This window comes from Parabacteroides sp. ASF519, from assembly GCF_000364265.2.
GTDB lineage: Bacteria > Bacteroidota > Bacteroidia > Bacteroidales > Tannerellaceae > Parabacteroides > Parabacteroides goldsteinii.
In genome coordinates this window covers 2,446,788-2,466,879 of the sequence record NZ_AQFV02000006.1, presented here as the reverse complement: position 1 = coordinate 2,466,879, position 20,092 = coordinate 2,446,788, and the positions used below count along the sequence as shown (strand labels likewise).

The 20,092-nt window shown below is 42.2% G+C and carries 11 protein-coding genes; all 11 read right to left on the bottom strand.

Annotated features, from left to right (window positions below; genetic code table 11):
* Positions 1-31: 31 nt before the first annotated feature.
* Positions 32-1,510 (bottom strand): glycoside hydrolase family 10-like protein, encoded by a 1,479-nt coding sequence (locus tag C825_RS09545; RefSeq protein ID WP_010802313.1) that lies wholly within the window; start codon positions 1,508-1,510, stop codon positions 32-34.
* 42 nt (positions 1,511-1,552) lie between these two features.
* Positions 1,553-2,506, bottom strand: coding sequence for a thioredoxin-disulfide reductase (trxB, locus tag C825_RS09540; RefSeq protein ID WP_007657412.1), 954 nt, complete (start codon positions 2,504-2,506; stop codon positions 1,553-1,555).
* Between the two features lie 54 nt (positions 2,507-2,560).
* Positions 2,561-3,235 carry an outer membrane lipoprotein periplasmic chaperone LolA1 gene (gene lolA1, locus C825_RS09535; protein WP_010802312.1) on the bottom strand — a complete coding sequence of 225 codons (675 nt, stop codon included), beginning with the start codon at positions 3,233-3,235 and terminating at the stop codon, positions 2,561-2,563.
* 24 nt (positions 3,236-3,259) lie between these two features.
* Positions 3,260-5,776: an FtsK/SpoIIIE family DNA translocase gene (locus C825_RS09530; RefSeq protein WP_010802311.1), complete on the bottom strand. Its 2,517-nt coding sequence runs from the start codon at positions 5,774-5,776 to the stop codon at positions 3,260-3,262.
* A gap of 206 nt (positions 5,777-5,982) precedes the next feature.
* Positions 5,983-8,076 (bottom strand): beta-galactosidase, encoded by a 2,094-nt coding sequence (locus C825_RS09525; protein WP_010802310.1) that lies wholly within the window; start codon positions 8,074-8,076, stop codon positions 5,983-5,985.
* Between the two features lie 34 nt (positions 8,077-8,110).
* Positions 8,111-10,546 (bottom strand): family 43 glycosylhydrolase, encoded by a 2,436-nt coding sequence (locus C825_RS09520; RefSeq protein WP_228100006.1) that lies wholly within the window; start codon positions 10,544-10,546, stop codon positions 8,111-8,113.
* Between the two features lie 256 nt (positions 10,547-10,802).
* Entirely contained in the window at positions 10,803-12,284 is a 1,482-nt protein-coding gene (locus C825_RS09515) for a RagB/SusD family nutrient uptake outer membrane protein (protein WP_010802308.1), read from the bottom strand.
* Between the two features lie 17 nt (positions 12,285-12,301).
* A complete protein-coding gene (locus C825_RS09510; RefSeq protein ID WP_228100007.1) occupies positions 12,302-15,688 on the bottom strand; it encodes a TonB-dependent receptor in 3,387 nt (1,128 codons plus the stop codon).
* A 210-nt stretch (positions 15,689-15,898) separates the two neighbouring features.
* The gene (locus C825_RS09505) at positions 15,899-16,882 is read right to left on the bottom strand and encodes a FecR family protein (protein ID WP_010802306.1); all 984 of its coding nucleotides are present in this window, start codon (positions 16,880-16,882) and stop codon (positions 15,899-15,901) included.
* Between the two features lie 76 nt (positions 16,883-16,958).
* Positions 16,959-17,510: an RNA polymerase sigma-70 factor gene (locus tag C825_RS09500; RefSeq protein WP_007657398.1), complete on the bottom strand. Its 552-nt coding sequence runs from the start codon at positions 17,508-17,510 to the stop codon at positions 16,959-16,961.
* Positions 17,511-17,685: 175 nt separating this feature from the next.
* Entirely contained in the window at positions 17,686-20,076 is a 2,391-nt protein-coding gene (locus tag C825_RS09495; protein ID WP_010802305.1) for a glycoside hydrolase family 88 protein, read from the bottom strand.
* Between the last annotated feature and the right edge of the window lie 16 nt (positions 20,077-20,092).

Genomic DNA, 20,092 nt, shown 5'->3' with positions numbered 1-20,092 from the left:
GCTTTCGTAAATCCGCTCCTAATCGTTAATATTATTTAGGAAATCTGGAAAGGTAATAATACGTTTCCGGAGACGGCTGGCTCTCTATATGATAGCGGGTAGAGGCCGAGACACTGAAACTATATCCTCTTTCTTCATTCGGGCCGACAGGCAGGTACAGAACCGTATCCCTTATCCCTGTCGCCAGCATACATTTGGCTGCTGCCGTATCGATCGAATCCGTCAATGAATAATAAACCGTATAGGTTAAATCCTCTTTTTCTTCCGACGGCTTCTGCCAGGACAATTTCAATTCATCCCCTTCCCGGTCCACACGAATTTCACCCGGAGCAACAGGGACACGGTCATTCAGCCAGGTCAGCGGAAATAGCTGAGCAGGATATTTATAATAATTATCTTTCAGTTCATTATACAGTCCTTTTGTATTATCCAGAACATTCTCACAACGGAAAAAAGTAGCACCGGCACCACCATAATAACGACTATAATCTATCTGGTCTGTGATATCATTTACCGTCCAGTCCGCCTCCGACTTATCCATCCGGTAAGCTCCCAAACCAGGAACAACCAAACGTCCGTTACAATTTTCCACCCAGTTATCCACAAAGGGGAAAAAGTTATCATGCAGGTAATACATCATCGGAACAATCATATCCTGTTTTCCTTTCTGCATCCACATTTTAGGATCCTGGAAAACACTTTCGTACGCCGTCCATCCGGCATTAGGAACCCGTTCGATACGGTTATATTTACCCAACGGCGAACTGCTGACCTGAACCCAGGGTTTTGCCAGTTTCACCCAGTCATAAATACGGTATACCATTTTATTGATATTCTCACGCCGCCAATCCGCCAAACGGGTAGACTTGCCATACTTCTGATGAACCGCTTTATCCGGAAACGTCTTTGCCTGCTCCGGATAACGGATGTAATCGAACTGGATACCATCGATATCATATCCGTTTACCAGCTCTTTCACCAGCGACAAAATATAATCGGCTGTCTCCGGCACACCCGGATCAAGATACCATTCGCCATTATGACGCTTGCACAGTTTGGGTTTGCGCTTCACAACGGACAGTTTCCCCTGTTCCTTCACAGCCTTATCCGTACCAACAGGAAATGTCACAAACCAGGCATGGCATTCCATCCCCCGTTTGTGACATTCTTCTATTGCAAATGCCAGCGGATCATATCCGGGCATCGTTCCGTATTTTCCTGAGAAAGTTTTGGAAGCAGGCTCAATAGCCGAGCGATAAATAACATCACCCCTCAAACGAACCTGCAAAAACACTGTATTGAAATTGGCATCAGCCAATTTATCCAGCATAGAACATAACTCCTGTTGCTGTGCTTTTCTCCCCGCTTCCGTTGTAGCCAGCTTCTTCGGCCAGTCGAGACCATAGATGGTAGTCAGCCAAACCGCACGGATTTCGTGCTTAGGAGATTCAACCGCTCCAATCGCTTGAAGCAGGAAAAAGACCAGAAATAACAGGCAATACTTTCTCATTTCCACTTATTTATTGAGTGGCGCAAAGGTACTACTTTTTCGTTATTTTCCAATTTCGGACAAGTAGCGCTCTGCTTCTATAGCGGCCTGGCAACCAGTTCCGGCAGCCGTAATCGCCTGGCGGTAATGCGGATCAGCCACATCGCCCGCAGCAAAAACTCCCGGAACTTTCGTACGTGGCGTACCGGGTACGGTTTTGATATATCCTACTTCATCCGTATCGATCCACGGTTTGAAAATATCGGAATTCGGTTTATGTCCGATAGCCAGGAAGAAACCGTCAATAGCGATATCCACCTTTTCTTCATCCGATTCGCCCATGCGTTTTACCAGATGGGCACCTTCCACCCCGTTCTCACCAAACAGACCAATTGTATTATGTTCAAACAATACCATAATATTCGGCGTGTTAAATACACGTTCCTGCATAACTTTCGAAGCACGCAGAAAAGGCTTACGCACAATCAGATAAACCTGTTTAGCCAGTCCTGCCAGATAGATAGCCTCTTCACAAGCCGTATCACCGCCACCGACAACAGCTACCACTTTCTTGCGATAGAAGAAACCATCACAGGTAGCACAAGCAGATACACCCATTCCAGCATATTTATTCTCATCCGGAATACCCAGGTATTTAGCAGTTGCTCCGGTTGCAATAATTACCGTTTCCGCTTCAATAACCTTTTCCCCGTCAATTGTAATTTTGTATGGAGCAGCCGAAAGATCCGTTTCCGTCGCGATACCAAAACGAATATCTGCACCAAAACGAAGCGCCTGCTGTTTCAGGTCTTCCATCAGTTCCGGACCAGTGATTCCTTCGGGATATCCCGGAAAATTTTCCACTTCTGTTGTTGTAGTAAGCTGGCCGCCCGGTTGAATACCTTCATACAATACCGGAGACAAGTTAGCACGGGAAGCATAGATTGCTGCTGTATATCCTGCAGGACCGGAACCTATTATAAGGCAACGAACCTTTTCATTTATTGAATCGCTCATACTTTTTATGTTAATTGAATATTGATAATTGGCTGTTATTTCATCGCTTCTATTTTACCGGAGGTCTATCACCTCTGCATCCGGATATTCGCTTTCTTTAAAAACAAAAAAGTCATCCGGTTGGTTTATCCCTGTCTTCAATTGGCTAATATGAATCGTGTTGCTGACTCCGTTCTTCGCTTCGATCCTGATCGATGCAGGGAAATTGGAGAACTTCTCGATTTGCAACACGACTTTGATGATATCGCCTTTTTTCTTTGGTGTCAGTTCGATATCATAGGCTGTTTTTCCGTTCGACGCAGTGCTTTCCCCTATATACTTAGGAATAAACCCTTTCTTATATACACGTAACAACAAAGCCGGATTGGTAAATTGCAATTCCTCTCCGCTCGGCGTACTCACATTCACTTCGTCATTCCGTTCCACATAAGTCCACTGGGTAGTCCCGTCGAACCAGGTTATCATATCAGGAGTGACCAACGTAAATTTATCGCCTTTCATATTGATCGTTCCTTCAAAACTTTCCGATACTTTCTGTACATCCGAACGGGTATTCAGTTCAAAAGAGGCTGTTATACCATTCGAGTTTTCGTAGGCAGAAGCCGCTTTATCGAGGATAGATACCGGATTCTGAGCCTGGCTTATCACTCTTGTTCCAAAAAGAAGGCACAACAGAAATCCCACAAACGCGATTCCCCGCCATATTCTTATTTTTCTCTCTCTTTCCATAAACTACATTTACTAAAGGACATATTATTTCAGAGAATTCAGTAACTGTTCCAGATTATACTCATCCTGGATCAAGACCTGACGGGCCTTACTACCCTCAAACGGTCCGACGATTCCGGCAGCCTCCAACTGGTCCATCAAACGACCGGCACGGTTATAACCGATGGCAAACTTACGCTGGATCAGAGATGTTGAACCTTGCTGCTGAATCACAATCAGACGGGCAGCTTCATCAAACAACGGATCACGGTCTGACAGATCCACTGATCCCGGAGCCTTGTCTTCACCACCTTCACCTACATATTCAGGCAACAGGAAAGCAGTCGGATAACCGGCCTGACCGGAGATAAAATTGACGATCTGTTCCACTTCCGGAGTATCGACAAACGCACATTGCACACGATTTGTATCGCCTCCCTGTGAGAACAGCAAGTCACCACGACCAATCAACTGATTGGCACCCGGTGCATCCAGAATCGTACGCGAATCGACCATCTGCATCACACGGAATGCCATACGGGCCGGGAAGTTTGCCTTGATAATACCGGTAATGATATTGGTAGACGGACGCTGCGTTGCAATGATCATATGGATACCGACGGCACGTGCTTTCTGGGCAATACGGGCGATCGGTGTTTCAATCTCCTTACCGGCCTGCATGATCAAATCACCGAACTCGTCGATGATCACCACGATAAACGGCATAAATTTATGCCCCTTCTCCGGATTCAGATGACGGGAAATAAATTTGGCATTATATTCCTTGATATTACGCACATGCGCTTTCATAAGCAATTCATAACGGTCATCCATTTCCTTACAAACGGAGTTCAGCGTCATAATAACTTTTGTACAGTCCGTAATTACCGCTTTGTCCGCATCCGGCAATTTCGCCAGATAATGACGTTCCAGATCGGAATAGATACCGAACTCTACCATCTTCGGGTCGACCATGACAAACTTCAGTTCCGACGGATGCTTCCTGTACAATAAAGAAGTGATCACGGCATTCAACCCGACGGACTTACCTTGTCCGGTAGCACCGGCCACCAGCAAGTGAGGCATCTTACAAAGGTCGAACATAAAGATTTCATTCGTAATCGTCTTACCCAGCACAACCGGCAGGTCATATTTCGATTCCTGGAATTTACGTGAAGCAACGACCGACTGCATAGATACAATCTGCGGATCCTTATTCGGCACCTCGATACCGATCGTACCTTTACCCGGCATCGGGGCTATGATACGGATACCCAAAGCCGACAAGTTCAGGGCAATATCGTCTTCCAGATTCTTAATTTTTGAAATACGGACCCCGGTATCGGGTATCACTTCATATAAGGTAATAGTCGGACCGACGGTTGCTTTGATAGAGGCAATGCTGATACCGAAACTTTCCAGCGTCTGCTTGATACGTTTCTGGTTAGCCATCTGCTCATCCATATCGACCTGATGATCGCTCACATCATATTTTTTCAGCAATTCGATTGGTGGATTACGAAAGCCGGACAAGTCCAGTTTCGGATCGTACTCACCTAATGAAGAAGCATCATACACTTCATCGTCTCCTGCCGGGACTTCCACCGTAAAGCGAGGATCTCCGGGAAGATCTTCCGGCTCATCAGGCTGATTTTCCGCATTCGGAGCATCATACACTTCTTCTTCCTGCGGTACAGTCACTTCAAAAGCATCATCATGGGAGATCGTTGAATAAACCTCTGTCTTCTTCCGGCTCTCTTCCTTGCGGGCTGTTTCTATTTCTTTTTCAGTATCGAAAACAAATTCTTCTGTTTCCGGGCGTTCGTCCGGCTGGTCTGTCACTACCGGGTCTGCGACCTCTTCCTCATCATCTTCATGAATATCCTCTTCTTCCGATACTTCTTTTTTCTCCCTCTTCAAACGGTTCTTCAACCATCCGAAAGAAAGGACACTTTGTAGAAACGGTATCGTCCGCTTGCTGGAGAATATGGCGATGATCAGCCCCCCCCCCGCCAACAACAATATCGTTCCTGGAATACCGACATTCGTAATCATCACCTCCGACAGGTAATACCCATGCTGTCCTCCCAGATAAATGAATGTATCTTCATATCCGCTGATAAAGACAAAGGCAAAAAACATAGACCCCCAAATCAGCATGGCTGCACAAAACAAAAACCGTTTCAACAGCGATACCCGGCGCAGGTTCATCAATTTAGCTCCTACCGACCCCAGGAAAAACAGAATCATAAAAGAAGATATCCCAAACCACCGGTTCATCAGCAGATCTGCCAGGACAGCTCCCCGCACTCCCGTCCAGTTCTCGACGGACCCTCTGTTGGTCAGCAAGTCTGCCAACGGAACGTTTTCTATCTTACTCTGATCGGCCCCTCCCGTAAAGAAGAAAGAAATAAGAGCTAATCCTATATAAATGGTGATAATTGCTATTACCAATCCTGTAATGAAACGGGTACGCTCATTAGTGAAAAACATTTTCATCATTGCGAACTTACCCGGTTCGTTATTATTATTTTGTTTTGTTGTAGTTGCTTTCTTTGCCATATAAATCCTCGTATATATTTTAAGTAAAGAGAGATTTATCCCCCTCTCCTTATTTTATAACATGCAAATATACGGGATTTCTCCAAACTGCCACAAAAAAAAATCTTTTATTCTGGTTTAATACTTTTTGCTAAATTAAACGGTTTATATCTCCGATCCTTCCTCAATAGGATCGATTTATTTTATAAAATATCAGATTCAGTCCGCTATTTTTCTTTCCATACCACAACGCCTGCCGGCTCCAGCACCCTGCTGCCTATTAATATTTTAGCATGAGAAGGGATTGCGATATCCTGAGTAGTCGAAGTGTAATTCAAAGCCACATAAAATCCATCGCGCCATTCTTTCACAACCCCATAGGGAAGGTCATCGACAGTCACCTTCGCTTCTTCGTAGACACGGCGCATCACATCCTTTTCCAACTTTCCGTCATCCGTATCTGTTCCAATATAAGTAACAGTTCCCTTTCCCAGCTTATGGTGAACAACAGAAGCCGATCCTTTATAAAACTGATCTGCATAAGTAGCCCACACTTCCGTCCCCTTTTTCGGCGTGATGACATCAGCCCAATTGTTCCAATCGTACTTTTCCGTACCGAAGTTCACCCCGCCTTGCAGGCTTTCAGGCAAATGATCATAAAAGAGGTTATCTATTCCGGCTAAAAAATGAACAGGTGCAGCCAAGGGAGCCTCCCAGAGTTTGCCATTCCGGTCTTTTTGTCCCGTACGGCAGGTCAAAATCAAATGTCCTCCCTGTTCTACATATTTCACCCATCGCTCCACCAACATACTGTCCAGTAATTGATAAGCCGGTACGATTAAAAAAGGATAATCGGAAAAGTCTTCTTTTTCGGATATAATATCGACAGGGGCGGCGAAGGTTTTCAACAGGTTATAATATTTATGAATATGCGACATCGTGTTCCATTGATCCGTTTGTTTCTGGAAATCTGTTTCCCAATAATTATTCATATCGAAAAGCATTCCGATGCGACGTGCCGCCAAATATTCCGGCATTTCGCTATCCGGATCATAAGCCATTCGTAACTGCTCCATTTCTCCAGCCACCTGCCGATACTCTTCACCTCCGGGAGATAAGGTAACCCCGTCTGTCATGACCATTCCGTAATGATACTGTTCGCTTCCTTTCAACGGTTGCCTGAAACGATAATTACATACGAATTTTCCTCCTCCGGCAAATACATGATATATCCACATGCGAACAGCCCCCGGCATGGGTTGAGGATTGTAAACGCCCCAGTTCACCTGCCCCGGTTGTAATTCCATAACTCCAAATGTTTTCCCGGCAAAGTTTCGGAACTGATCATTCGGGAAACCGATATCTTCCGGAATTCCCAGCCGAAATCCCTGTTTTCCTATTCCCATTTTATGGCCTGTTACCAAATAACGTGTATAGGTAGTAAAGTCCAAATGGTCCATCCGCACAGGATCCACAGGATTAAAGACCGGTATCAAATTGGTCGTTATCCATTGTTTTTCACTAATATTTTTATGTAAAACATCCGCTTGCATATTAACAAATCCGGCTAACTCGTCTGCCATAAACCGATTCATATCAAGCATGGCATGCGGATTCGGTTTCTCCGGCAATTCCTGTTGATTCGGTAAACGGATCTGGTCAAAATGCTGGTAGCTTTCACTCCAGAAAGTATTCCCCCAGGTTGCATTCAACTGATCTATGGTTTTATACTTCCGACGGAGCCAAAGACGAAATTTCTGTTGAGCATTCTCGCTATAATCGACTAAACCATAGTGTCCCGGCTCATTATCGATTTGCCAACCTATAACTGTCGGATTTTTACCATAACGTTCCGCCAGCTTCGTGACTATATTTTTCACAAAATCACAATAACGTTCGCTGCTCCATGATGCATGCTGCCGACGTCCGTGTTGAATATTTACTCCATTATCCCTCCGGATAAGAATATCCGGATATTTTTTCGACAGCCAAACCGGAGGTGTCGGACTCGGTGTGCACATTATCACTTTTAATCCATATTTTCCTGCCAAGGCAACTGCACGATCCAACCATTCAAAATCGTATATACCTTCTTCCGGTTCCAGTGTTCCCCAGGCAAATTCAGCAAAATGGGTAAACCGGATTCCTATTTCCGACATTTTTTTCAGATCTCTCTCCCACTGGGAAGAATCCCATTGCTCCGGATAATAATAGGAACCTAAAGCAAACATATTCTCTTTAGGAAAAGATATTTCAACCGGTGATTGGGCATAAACCTGCCAACACAAACACAGAGATAATAATAAAATCAGTTTTTTCATTTTTCATTAATTACATATTCAACTCCTTTATAAATCACCAGTAAACTTGCCGGGGCATAGCCGAAGGGCCGTCTGTATGCAATTTACCTTCTTCATCAAAAAATAATCGGTCCATACATACAACCCGATCCCAGTTCGGCTTTTGACAAGACGCATCGGCATGGCGATGGTAAATGATATAAAGGTCTCCATCCGGAGCTTCCACTACCGAGTTGTGCCCCGGTGCTGAAATACCATTTGATATGTCGGTAGCCAGTAGCGGGTTATCTCCACTTTTCGTCCAGGGTCCCAACGGATTGTCCGCATAAGAGACTCCTACTCCGTACGACTCATATCCCGTATCATTTGCGGAATAAGTCATATAATAAGTCCCGTTTCTCTTAAATACATAAGCGCCTTCGTTACACCTGTTCCTGCCCCAGTTTACTTTCTCCCAGGGCTGAGAAGCACCGGAAATAAAAACGGGCTCGCCAACAAAACCGGAAAGATCATCTTTCAGTTTTGCACCGTAAAGTTCACCCGTAGCTAAAGTATCCTGCATGCCGTTTTTGCTGAAATAAACATAAGGGGTTCCGTCATCATCCACAAATATATCTGCATCAATGGCCGAATATCCCAAATCGAACCAGGGAGTATGGAGATCAACAAAAGGTCCACCAGGGTTTTCGCTGACAGCCAGACAGGTTAGCATACGGTCATATTCTTTCACATAACAACTATACGTCATATAAAACTTTCCTTTGTAGTATTCCACCTCAGGCGCCCAAAAACCAAAACTACCGATATGATTCTCCGGCTTGCGATACAAAAGTCCTTTATATTCCCAGGTGATCAGATCAGAAGAGGTGTAACAAACAAAACCTTCTCCTTCCGGCAAAGTGCTCGTACCGGTCAGATAATATAAATTCCCTGCCTTATAAACAAATGGATCAGCCACATACACGTAAGTGCTGTCTGTCGTTCTCAAAGGATTCGTATAGGTTCTTTCTTTTTTGAAGCAAGAGAGTAAAGATATAATTTCGGACTCTTCTTTTATCTCATAATCTGACAAAGAATAGCGGGTTTCCTTAGAAGGAGTAGGCATAAACAAGCCTGTCCCTAACAGGTCACTGACAACAGGGGATATTTGACTTTCTTCAGATTTCACCAATAATATACAATAAGAATCCTTAACCACATATCCAATTTCGAAAAATACAGTTTCCGAATCTTCCCTACGATAGCTTTTAATTAGAGGATCTTCCCCTTTCCTGAAAAAAAGATCCAACTCGACAGCGCAATCTTTCGAAAGATCGAGTCTCAATAAACTATGCTCCCCAGATGCCAAAATTGCACCTACAGGCATCCATTCGCCAGCAATAACAGATTGATTTCCCGGTAACACAACATCTTGTCTTCTTCCTCTCACCCGTTGTGCCAAAGAAACATCCAATGTGTTCAATAACCGGGAATTTCTTAACGCACAATTTACAAATGAAAAATTGCCTTCAATATCCTCACTTATAAGAGAGGGGTTTATATCGAATATTTTATACCCTTTATTTGCCACTTCAATAATACTATTAGAAACTTTTACCTGAAATGGTGTCATGGAAGACGAATCTTTATAAAGAAAGGATGTTCCGAAATTTTTCAAATAAGAATAAAATATATTTTTATCCAGAATCAAAGTAGGATTCTTATCCGCTTCAATGACTATCGATTTGTCGATTGTATCATAATAAATCTCATTAAAAACAAAAAAGCCATCACTTTCCACACGTATACCTTCCGTCCGACGATAATTATCAGTACCAAGATCCAAACCTCCTCCTGTATGCATAGAAAGAATATGTACATTATTCAATATATGTCCAGCCGATTTTGTAACGAGACCATATTTTGTACCATATATAAACGTATTGGAAATTTTACAGTCACAACAAGAATGATCAATATAGATACCATAGACTTCTTCGTTGGAAGAAATTCCTTGTATGGTGATATTGTCAATTTTAGTATCGCTACTTCCAGTTCCTTTAAAATCATCTGAGACACAAATTCTGATATGGGTTTTACGTCCTTTAAACAAACTGATATACTTTAAAGACACTAATTGTTTTAAGCCATTCACCATGATACCGTTGTCAACATTAGAACAATCGAACATGCCTCCTTCTATATAAGAAAAACGTCGATGAGTGACATCCGGTGTCGACATTTCAGAATAACCGACTTTCAGCAAAGCATCTAATCTAAAATCACTTTTGATTAACGCATTTTTATCAAATACGATATTTACATTTTTCGTATAATCGAACGGTAATACGATCGGTTCCGACAAATTATAAGTTCCTGCGGGAAAATATAACGTTTTTCCATAACTATCCTTTACCAACCGATTAAGTTCTGCACCAATAACCGAACCGTCATTTTTGATTCCGAACCGAATAACAGAAATAATATCATTTTTTATCCCGATATTTTCCATTCCCCAAAGTTGTATGGAGAAACCCAAAAGAAAAAATAATAAAAAAAAGGAATTCCCTGCTTTTTTTATCATGATGATTAAACTTTGTATTTAAATAATGGAGGAGTTACCTCTAAATAAGTTTTAAACAAAATAGCAGAAGAACAAAAGAATTATAATAACAAACAAATGCCTCTGATGTATCTTCTGTTCTTCTGCCTAAAAATAAATGTTCACTTCATCGCAAACGATCTATTCTTCTTTCCTCAACAAACATTTATTCATATCCGGGATTGTTTTTAACAATACCTCCTGATTCGATAATGACCTTCGGCGGAATCGGGAACAAAGTCATATAATCCTTGGCCGGATATCCCTTACTCAAGCCATATTCAATATATTTGCCGAAACGGATCATATCCTGACGTCTCCAACCTTCAAAATAAAGTTCACGTCCACGTTCAGCCAACAGGAACTCCTTAAACTTATCCTTGCTTGTCCGAATGTCTGCCGGAATCGTATGCGTGACGCCCGAACGGTCGGTAATCTGCTTCAAATATCCCAAAGCCTTATCGGTTGGTCCGTTCAACTCATTTTCAATCTCTGCCAATGATAAAATGACATCTGCATAACGGCAAACCACCAACGGTATATTACCGGCTTGCGTCTGTTCCTTCGGTAACAGATACTTGACGATAACTGCACCATACGGCAAACGCTCTCCCTGATTGCCTTCACGCGAATACAAAGTTCCGTCCGTACCGATATAGCGGTCAGCAATACCAGCCAAACGCTTGTCTTCTTTCGCATACGTATCGTAAAACTCCCACGGCATCAACGTCACCCCCCAGTAAGGCGCAACCTTTATCCCGCAAACCTCGGCACAAGAAGGAGGAATCATATAAAAAAACCATTCGTTCCCCATCTGCTGCCCACTCGGAACCGACCATATATTTTCATTATTGTGCTCTTCGCTGAACACTTTGCTGTAATCGTCGGACAGCGTATATCCCATCTGTGTCAGGCTTTCGGCATACGGGAGTGCCTTATCGTACTGGTGATCGTTCATATATAACTTCATCAGCAGCATGGCAGCAACCCCTTTGTTCACTCGTCCCCAGTTTTCTGTATTATTGGTCTTGTCATACAAATACGGAAGTGCTTCCGTCAGGTCCTTGACCATCTGGTTGAAGTATTCTTCTTTCGAAGGACGCGGTTCATATACGATATTGTCGATTTTGGCCGGATCGGTAACAACCGGTATCGGTCCATACATATCGTAAAAGCAAAACATCATCCAGGCTCTCAAACATTTCGTCTCGGCCATCAGTTCATTCTTCACGTCCTTATCCATATCCGTCAGTTTGCTGAAAACATCCAGTATATAAGTCGCACGCGTAATATTACGACTTACCGCATAAGTCGAATAGGTATCGAATGCGCTACCCCAATTGAAGTGGATTTCCTGATGTTCAATATTAAAGATTTCATCGGTCGTCATCTCTGATAGTCCGATCCATCCGCCATAACCGGTCGTGAAGAGCGGCCAAACCCAAGCACCATTGCTATTATCATTCACCGCCCCCGAATTACATTTAAAATAGGCATACAACCCAGTCAACATAGAGCGCGCATCCTCTTCCGTTTTCGGAAAGTTCGTTTCCGAAAACGAAGAGTAAACCTTGGAATCCAAATCGCACGAATTAAACCATGCGGTCATGCACAAAGCCAATAAAAAAGCTATTATTTTCGTTTTCATGATTCATTCAAATTAAATTAAAAAGTAATATCGACACCTAAAACGACTGTAAACGGAATGGGGAGCGGAGACGCGTTTTGTTCCATTTCCGGATCCAGTCCCTCGTAATTCGTCAACAACAATGTATTCTGCAAATCCAGATAAACCGAAGCATTCGAAGCAATCTTGCTCTTTTTCATCCAATCTTTCGGCAACAAATAAGTCACTTTGATATTCTTAAAGCGCCAATAATGCGTGTTCTGCAAAGAAAAATCATCGGTTCCCGACTTATTGCTGTTTGCTGCCGCATTAGGTGCAATACCCGGCCACCAACCCGATGTATTAAACGAAGTCCAGACTTCCTTATACCGATAACTCGTATTGATCTTGCTGTCGCACAAACCACGATGTATCCACTGGTCATACGTTTTTCGTCCCAACACACCATAGGTATCGAGATCGACCATCACATTTTTGATCCGGAAACTCGTACCCAAGCCGAAATGCATCTTAGGCTCATTGTTACCCAGCTTCACGATATCGTCATCATTTAGTACACCGTCACCGTTGATATCGACAAATTTCTTGTTTCCGGCATAAGAATCCGGTTGAAGAACCTTTCCATTGGAAGTATATTGTTGTACCTCCTCTGGCGACTGGAAAATACCGTTTGTCTTCCAACCGTAAATCGGACTCAAATCATCCTTCTCCTTAATCCAAGGGGCAATGTCTACTTCCGGATTCCGTTCCACCCAGTATGAATGGTTGTGACTCATGTTCAGATAAGCCGTCCAGTCGAAGTTTTTCTTCTCCATAATCACCCCTTTCAGGCCGATTTCAAATCCGGTACTTCGTGTCGAGCCGATGTTCTTTGCCAAAGTAGCCACCATATCAGTCACAGGCAAAGATGTAAAATCAAGCAAATCCTTCGCCGTACGTACATAATAATCGAAACTACCGCTCAAACGATCATTGAACAATCCGAAATCCAACCCGGCATTAACCGTCACATCCGTTTCCCATTTCAAGTCTTTGTTTCCTTTCTGCTTCTGAACGATTCCCTTATGTAAAAGTCCATTGTAATAATAGAATGCACCGGTCGCCATGCCATAAGTCGTCAGGCTATAGTTTCCACCCGTCAAAATACTTTCATTACCGGAAGTACCGATACCGGCTCTCACTTTCAGGAAATCCACCACCTTCTGCTGTTTCATAAAATTCTCTTCCGAAACAGTCCATGCTGCAGAAACACCCGGGAACCATCCCCATTTGTGATTGGCAGCAAATACGGAAGAACCATCGTTACGTAATGTACCACCAATCGTGTACCGATCTTTGAACGTATAATTGAAACGTCCGAAATAAGACAATTTGTTCCGTTCCCATCTCCCCGAGTTGTAAGTCGTTTCATCTACATCAGACGACAATTCCAGATAATTGTTTTCAAGTGCATCTGACGGGAAATTAAAGACGGTAACAGAATAATTGTTGCCGGATGTCACATAATATCCCGTACCGAGCACAACATTCAAACGGTGATCCCGTCCGAACTGTTTGTCGTAGCTCAAATATTCTTCGATACCATAATTATTATTGTATGCGTTGGAATAACCACCGAAGTTACGCTGTGTCTGTTGAGGTAAAATCGATTTAGTCGGTGAGAATACATCACGATTTTCGTCTGTCTTATCGACAGAAATCTGCATATTCGCTTTCAATTCCGGTAAAATTCTGATTTCCAGATTCGGAGCAAACATCAAACGTTTGGTCGTTGTCTTGTCTCTCATATAGCTCCAGGCCAACGGATTCGCCGTCATCGCATTTTCTGGCAATGTCAGGTTGCCGTTTTCATCCTCCAACGGAAGGCGCGGAGAAAAATATAAGGCTGCATTCGTTTGGTTCGCCTCATTGGCATTCGCTCTCCAATGCCCCGAAGACGGGTTGTTCGCGCTCAAGAGCGAATACATACTTGCCACATTCAATTTCAAATATTTGCTGAAATCAGCCTCCACATTGATACGTCCACTGAAACGTTCCAGATCGTTCGTTTTCATAACCGACTTATGATCGTAGTAATTGAAGGAGGCGTAGACCTTAAACCGCTCGCTACCAGCATTGAAAGAAACGTTGTGATTATGGATCAGGCCGGTACGGCTTATTTCGTCAAAATGATCATACGACTCGGTCTGCTTCAACTGATTCTCATCATACAACACAGCCCAACCGGAAGCAGGAGCCGGTGTCGGACCATACGGATAATATTTATTGATATACAGCCATTGCTCTTTCATACCCAAATTTGCCACGTTCATGAAATCCTGAGCATTCAGCATGTCGAAATACTTATTTACGCCTTGTACAGAGAATGAACCGCTGTATGTCACTTTCGGACGTCCGCTCTGCCCTTTCTTCGTCGTAATTAAAATCACGCCGTTTGCAGCCGACGAACCATAAATGGCCGTAGCACTCGCATCCTTCAAAACATCGATCGAAGCAATATCGTTAGGGTTCAATGTTGCCAAAGGACTACGATCCGAACCATCTCTCAAAGCCGTACCTAACAAACCGGACGGCCCGACCTTTGACGCTTTGTTTGATTCGGAACTGATAATCACTCCGTCGATCACATACAACGGGCTGTTAGAACCATTTGGAGAAAGTGCACCTCGAATATTAACAGACATGCCTGACCCCGGTTGTGCGGAATTTTGTGTGATACTCAAACCTGCTACTTTCCCTTGTAACAAATTATCTGCACTTACGGCATTCGGAGCTTCCAATTCTTTGGCTTTAACAGAAGAAATTGCGCCCGTTACCGTCTTTTTCAATTGTGAACCGTAACCAACAACTACCACTTCGTCCAATACCTCCATATCCTCATCAAGAGTAACCGACAGAGATTGTTGGTTGCCAACCTTTACTTCAATTGCCCGATATCCAATAAAAGATATGGTCAATACTGCATTCGAAGAGACTTTCAGAGTAAACCGACCTTCTGAATCTGTAATGATACCATTTGTCGTTCCCTTTTCCATGACATTAGCACCTATTACCGGTTCGCCTTTCCGATCTTTCACTATTCCGGAAATAACGCGACCAGTCTGTTGATCTTTTTCAGATTTTGTTAAAGGCGACAAGATGATATAGTTATCAGAGAGTTCGTATTTCAAATTCCTCCCTTGTAAGGCTTCGTTCAATAATTCATCAACTTTCGCTTTTTTTCTATTCAATGAAATATCAAAGTTTGATTTGATTTCACTCGTACTATAAATAATCAGATAATCAGTCTGCTGCTCGATTTCTTTAAAGAGTTCTTCTATTGATAAGTTTTCAGACTGAAGGTTTACAACTTTATTTTGTGCCTCACCGTTGAAAGCAAATAACTGTGAAACGAAAATAAACATACATAAAAAGGTCATCTTCATAATCCTGAATGCTTTTTTGATTAATTTAGGGCATAACTTATGCGTTAACAAAGGATTTATTTTCATATCTTTGTTTTGTTAAGTAAATACTATTTTTTTGATCACGAATGGGTTTGCTTTTCGCTAAATCGGTAGATACGCCAATATCTGCCGATTTTTTTAATTTGTCATGGGCTCATACATATTACATTTAAAGGTTAATACTTCTTTTTACTTACTCAGAACGATCTGATTCAACTCATCATCTTTTTTAATATTAAATTTATGTATCCGCTGGATCAACCGGAGTATTTCCAGCACGCCATCCCTTTGACGGAACTTTCCGACATATTCATAATTTAATATTTCCGGGTCTTTCACAATTATTTTTACATCATAATATAACTCGAGTTTCTTTATGATGCTTCCTAACTTTTGCCTTTTAAATGTATAAATACCTTGGCGCCACAACAATTCATCCGGATCCTTCGTCGACAGTTTCAGCCGTTTCCCTTTCTGAACCAGATACTGTTCCGGAGAAAGTACAACTCCTTCCGACTCTAAAGACGGGAAATAAGCTTTTACAGACCCTTGCTGAAGATAAACACCGGTATAATCACTCCCCGGATAACAGAACACATTGAACTGAGTACCCAAAGCCTTTACATCGATCGTTCCGGTAGAAACAATAAAAGGTACTTTTTCGTTTTTAGCCACATTGAAAAAGCCTTCCCCCGATAAAAAAACCTTTCGTTCCTTTTCAAAAAAAGAAGGATAAGATAATTTCGAACCGGCATTCAGCCACACTTTCGTTCCGTCAGGCAACGTCAGTTCCGCACGCTGTCCGGCAGGGACAAGCAGTTCCTGCTGAAAAGCGATCAATTCTTTCTGTTCTGCCAGATTCCCCGAAAAATAGTAAGAGGCCAGCATCCATGCAGAAACAAAAGCAATTACAATGATCGCAGCATACCGACTGAAAGAGATCAGCATTACTTTTCGTTTTTGAACATTAACCAGCTTTCTGAAACAGGCATAATTTATCCGGCCCTGCTCCTTGTCCATCCGTTCGGGAGTCAATTCGAGCAAGCTATGTAAATGTTGATAATCTATTATCCGGGATTTCAGCACTGGGTCTTTGTAGGCTTCTTTCAGAAGCTGATCCTGTTCTTCTTTTGATAAATTTCCCTGACAATATTTTATTATTCTTTCATCCATCGTGTACGATTCTTTATATAGTAAACGAACAGGAAAAATAATCCCCCTAAACAAAATCAATTTTTTTCTGTTTATCTCAATTTTCCCAGGAAGATAAAAGGAACAAGAGTAGCGGTAAGTGGTTTTTCAGTTCCTCCCTCAACTTCTTATAGGCTATAGTCATTTGGCTTTCAATGGTTTTCACAGAGACATTCAATTCTTCTGCTATTTCTTTCTGCTTTTTCCCTTCTATTTTACTCATTACAAAAATTTCCCGGCACCGTTCGGGTAACGTATCAAGTGCTTTCTCTATGATGTCTTTTATATTGTCTTCAGAAAGGCCTTCTATATTGAATGCCTCCAATGAATCAAATTTCATACGGAAAGACAGATCGAACTCCTCCTGCATTTTAACAGCAGCTTCCTGTTCCATCAATCTCCGCCGTAAATAATCGATACATTTATTTTTCACAGAGGTAAATAAATAGGCAACCAGGTTTATATGGAAACCCAGTTCCTCTCTCTTTTGATAGAACTCCAGAAAAACATCCTGTGCGATATTTTCAGCCTCCTCATCAGAAAGGACATAGTCGCGTGCAAAATATTTGACACGCGAATACCATGTTATGTAAAAATTCTCAAAATCCATCAATATATCCGATATCTCAAAACAAACTCCTTACTATAAACAAAAGTAAATAAAAACATCGAATATGCAAAAGTCATTATTTATAAACCAAATAAACCTCGAAAGTAAATAAAAACTTTCGAGGTTTACAATCATACTACTAATCATGTAACAGCTACTTCTAAACAAGTAGCTATCATTCTGTCAATTTGTACATTTCACAAGCAGCCATCAGAAAACCTCCGGTCCCATACACCTGCGTCATTCTTTTTTCGATTCTCTTCGGAGCTTGTCCTACCGGTTGTACCCAACAGACTTTTCCCTCTGTATCTACTGAAGCGACTAGCGCTTCCCAACCTTTTGTTACCACCGGTAAAAATTTATCTTTCGGCAGATATCCCTGATTTATACCGTAAGCCAGTGCATAAACAAACAATCCCGTACTACTCGTTTCCGGATCAGGATATGTTTCTATATCCAGCATACTAGTCCGCCAAAAACCATCTTCACATTGCAACTCAGCTACCCGGTCACTCATTTCACGGAATAGTTGAAGATAATACGGACGATATTTTTTATCCCCAGCCGGTAATGTTTTCAATATTTCAGCCAGGCCACCCATCACCCAACCGTTACCACGCCCCCAGAAAACCTTCTTTCCGTTTGCCTCACGTTTATCAAGATAATTCCCATCACGGAAAAATAACCTCTCTTCTTTATCATATAAATGTTCGTAAGTCGCTTTGAACTCCTTATCTGCAAACTTCATAAACGTCTTATTACCGGTAATTGCATACAAACGGGAATAAACTGCCGGCGCCATATACAAAGCGTCACACCACCACCAACGATCACTTTTTCCTTTCGATATATCTATATTTCCTTGTGGCTGATATTCGAGTACCCATTCCGCACGAGCCAATGTAGGAATAAGCATATTGTCCTTCTTGTACTTCACATACATATCCAAATACGCCTGAGCCACACAAATATCATCCGCATTATACATACGGTTACCGACCTGCCAATATTCTTTATTGAAGATATTCTCCAAATACTTAAAATATTTATTATCACCACTCAATTCCGCCCAGTCGAACATTCCGTTATATAGAACTCCATTCCTCCAGCCACGGGCGACACCACTACTAAACGGCGCTGTTTTATAATCACGAAGCTGCCAATCCGCAACCTTTGCGGCAACTGTTTTAATCGCTTCTTTATTCAGGCCGCTATCGAATCCTTTCGCCTTTTGATTCACGCGAATAGCACTTTCATAAGACTTAAAGCCTGGATATTTATAATTATAAGCCCATAAGAGATTCGGTTGATCACCGGAATAATTACGAACAACAAAAGGACGAATATTGTCACGTTCCGAATCCCGGGTTACCGCCTCTGTCTTCCATTTATCCTTTCCTCCAACAAATGTCCATTTCTCTATTTCAAATACATTATTAATGGGCCGCGAGGTATAAACAACCGAAGGATTCTGATGGTCCAGATAAACTCCTCCCGAATAATTTTCTTCGGTTTCCATATAGTTTTTATTATTATAATCATTACGCATAAAACACTGAGCGGCATCCGTTATTTTATGATTCTCCCATTCTTTCCCATTCCAACGGGCATACCAATAAGAATGAGTACTTCTGGCATGAGAAAAACGGGCATAGACCAGAACCGGATTCTCTTCCTGATCGAAAGCCACATCCCAAATCCAGGCCTTATCGAATGTTTTTGTTGCATCGTAGACTTTATCGGTCTGACTTGGCATCACAGGCTTATCAAAGCTATCCGAAATAATTTCTCCGTTTGCCTTGGTCAGTTTCCCTTTTTCATACATCATAAAATAAATCGAATTCGTTGCTCTATCACGAGGATGGGCATCTGTAAAAGCAAAGAAAATTTTATCTTTATGATTAGTCGTAACTTTCATATAAGGACGGCCACTCTCTCCAAAGATCGTATCATTAACAACAATCGTTACCGGATCACTCCAGGTTTTAAAATCTTCTGTCGCTATAAAAGTCGGTTTAAAATTACGTCCTCTGAAAAAAAGATACGTCCGGTTATTTTCTGAAGAAAGCATTGCCGGATTGGAATAACAAACACCTAATTTTCCGGGCATATCAGGATCGACTTGTTGTAATTCATTCCACGATAATATATCGGCCGGATTTTTCGATATCGCATAATAAATGGGAGAATTCTTGGTTCCGCCGTGAGCAGAGAAGAAAATGGCAATTCGATTGTCCGGAAGCGCCATCACCGATGGATTCGCATGGTCATCGTAATCAAACTTATCTTTCAGTTTATACTGCTGTCTTTCCTGAGTTGCAGGATCATAACTAAAAGCCCAGATACTTCCCTCTTTATCTACAAAACCGCCAATCATCTTATCATTGACATAAATCGCACGGGGATCCGAAAACCAACACCAGGCACCATCGTTTGTGATAAAGGCATAATCTTCAGCATAAGGAGGCGTGTCCCATTTATATTGTTGGGCATTCATACCTCCTGCAAATAAACAACACGCCAGAAAAGCCGTATTCCAAACTTTTCGTACATTTCTTGTAATCATATAGTTTTTTGATATT

Bases quoted from the DNA above. Each gene is read 5' to 3' on its own strand.
- C825_RS09505 (WP_010802306.1), bottom strand. From the start codon at position 16,882: ATGGATGAAAGAATAATAAAATATTGTCAGGGAAATTTATCAAAAGAA.
- lolA1 (WP_010802312.1), bottom strand. From the start codon at position 3,235: ATGGAAAGAGAGAGAAAAATAAGAATATGGCGGGGAATCGCGTTTGTG.
- C825_RS09500 (WP_007657398.1), bottom strand. From the start codon at position 17,510: ATGGATTTTGAGAATTTTTACATAACATGGTATTCGCGTGTCAAATAT.
- C825_RS09545 (WP_010802313.1), bottom strand. From the start codon at position 1,510: ATGAGAAAGTATTGCCTGTTATTTCTGGTCTTTTTCCTGCTTCAAGCG.
- C825_RS09515 (WP_010802308.1), bottom strand. From the start codon at position 12,284: ATGAAAACGAAAATAATAGCTTTTTTATTGGCTTTGTGCATGACCGCA.
- C825_RS09495 (WP_010802305.1), bottom strand. From the start codon at position 20,076: ATGATTACAAGAAATGTACGAAAAGTTTGGAATACGGCTTTTCTGGCG.
- C825_RS09525 (WP_010802310.1), bottom strand. From the start codon at position 8,076: ATGAAAAAACTGATTTTATTATTATCTCTGTGTTTGTGTTGGCAGGTT.
- C825_RS09520 (WP_228100006.1), bottom strand. From the start codon at position 10,546: ATGGAAAATATCGGGATAAAAAATGATATTATTTCTGTTATTCGGTTC.
- C825_RS09510 (WP_228100007.1), bottom strand. From the start codon at position 15,688: ATGAAGATGACCTTTTTATGTATGTTTATTTTCGTTTCACAGTTATTT.
- trxB (WP_007657412.1), bottom strand. From the start codon at position 2,506: ATGAGCGATTCAATAAATGAAAAGGTTCGTTGCCTTATAATAGGTTCC.
- C825_RS09530 (WP_010802311.1), bottom strand. From the start codon at position 5,776: ATGGCAAAGAAAGCAACTACAACAAAACAAAATAATAATAACGAACCG.